Raw genomic sequence first — 1,669 nt, forward strand, 5'->3', positions numbered from 1 at the left:
GGTAAAACCGTTTTCCCGGGCGTACTGCCGCAGCCGCTCCATCTGCCGGTCCAGGTTGCCCGCGTCGGCCTGCTTTTTTGTCGATGCCCGGGCGTAAAGCACAACTGTTTCTTTTTCGTCACCTAACCGACCGGATGTTAAAAGCCGGTTCAGTTCGTCCATGGAATAACGGCGCTGGCCTCCGGGCAGACGAACGGGCTTGATTAAGCCGCGCTTTTCCCAGTTGCGCAGGCTGTTGGGATGTACACCTAATTTTTTTGCCGCTTTGCTGATGGTTAACAGTTCCATAATTTTATGGTAGCATTATTGTTATGTTTTGTCAATTATTATTGGGATGCTGGTAGCTGCTGCAAACCTCCCCACCCGCCTTTAAAGGCGGGTTGCAAATTTCTCCCGGAGTCTATTTTCTACGGCCGGCGGCACCAGATCCCGCACGCAGCCGCCGAAATAGGCCACTTCTTTTACCGCACTGGAGCTGATAAAGGAGAATTCCGCCCTGGTCATTAAAAAGACGGTATCTACCGCAGGAACCAGTTTTTTATTGGTCAGGGCCATCATAAACTCGTTTTCAAAATCGGAAATGGCCCTTAATCCCCGGACAATGGCCTGGGCACCGCGGTCTCTGGCATAGTTCACCGTCAGACCGTCAAAGGAATCCACGATAACATTATAATAAGGTTGGAGCACCTCCCGGAGCATTTCTTCCCGTTCCTGCACGGTAAAAAGGGGCTTTTTATTGGTGTTCCGGGAAACGGCCACGATTAACTGATCAAATAAACAGGCCGCCCGCTCAATGACGTCCAGGTGACCATTGGTGATGGGGTCGAAACTGCCCGGGTAAACGGCAATGCGCAAGGGAATGAATCCTCCTTTTAAATATCGTTGTTCGTTAGCTGCTGGTCGCTGGATTGGGGACGTGATAGAAAGAAAGCAGGGTATCCCCCACCCGGTGCCGGCGGTAAAGGACCAGCTTACCCACCTGGGGCGGCAGGGTGGTTTTATTACTGCTTTCCACCACCACCATTCCCCCCTGGTTTAGCAGGGGTAGATCCTTCAATGCCTCCAGGGTGGAAAGTTCCAAACCCTGTCCATAGGGCGGATCCAAAAAAATAAGGTCAAAGGAATATCCCCGGCCGGCCAATTTGGTCAGAACAGACAGCACATCTCCGGACAGCAATTCCGCCTGCTCCACAAAGCCAGCGTGATGGAGATTTTCCCGGATGGCGTTCACCGCCCGGTAGTCCTGCTCCACAAAAACCGCCCGCTCCGCACCGCGGCTTAAGGCCTCGATACCCACATTGCCCGTACCGGCAAAGAGATCCAGAAAGGAGCAGCCATCAATCCACGGTGCCAGAATGTTAAACAGCGTTTCCTTCACCCGGTCGGCGGTGGGCCGCCCCGTCCAACCCCGGGGAACCTTTAACCGTCTTTTTTTGGCCAGACCACCGATAACCCGCAAAATATCTTTCCTTTCCTGCAGGGATTATCAACGGCAATATTATAGCATATTGCTTTTAAAAAATCGATTTTTCCCGCGGCAAAGTCCGTGTCAAGATCCAGTAGGTATCTCCATAAAAATTTTTCCCGTTTTGAGACCTCACCGCTCAAAAACATTAGTTTCAAGGCAGCGGCCTTGACATCCACCCCGCAGGTGGTCAGACAAACCCAC

General features: G+C 52.2%; 4 protein-coding genes. All 4 read right to left on the bottom strand.

The features are described from left to right. Positions 1-288, bottom strand: a 288-nt coding sequence (locus GFC01_RS17695) for a MerR family DNA-binding transcriptional regulator (RefSeq protein WP_152948467.1), incomplete at its 3' end; no start/stop codon positions are given. An 81-nt stretch (positions 289-369) separates the two neighbouring features. After that, a complete protein-coding gene (gene coaD, locus GFC01_RS17700) occupies positions 370-855 on the bottom strand; it encodes a pantetheine-phosphate adenylyltransferase (RefSeq protein ID WP_152948468.1) in 486 nt (161 codons plus the stop codon). Positions 856-889: 34 nt separating this feature from the next. Beyond that, complete coding sequence (gene rsmD, locus GFC01_RS17705) at positions 890-1,459, bottom strand: 16S rRNA (guanine(966)-N(2))-methyltransferase RsmD (protein WP_152948469.1); 570 nt, start codon at positions 1,457-1,459, stop codon at positions 890-892. Next, positions 1,420-1,669, bottom strand: a 250-nt coding sequence (locus GFC01_RS19070; RefSeq protein ID WP_207707647.1) for a hypothetical protein, incomplete at its 5' end; no start/stop codon positions are given. The genes rsmD and GFC01_RS19070, both read right to left, overlap by 40 nt.

It is taken from the genome of Desulfofundulus thermobenzoicus, assembly GCF_009428905.1.
GTDB lineage: Bacteria > Bacillota > Desulfotomaculia > Desulfotomaculales > Desulfovirgulaceae > Desulfofundulus_A > Desulfofundulus_A thermobenzoicus.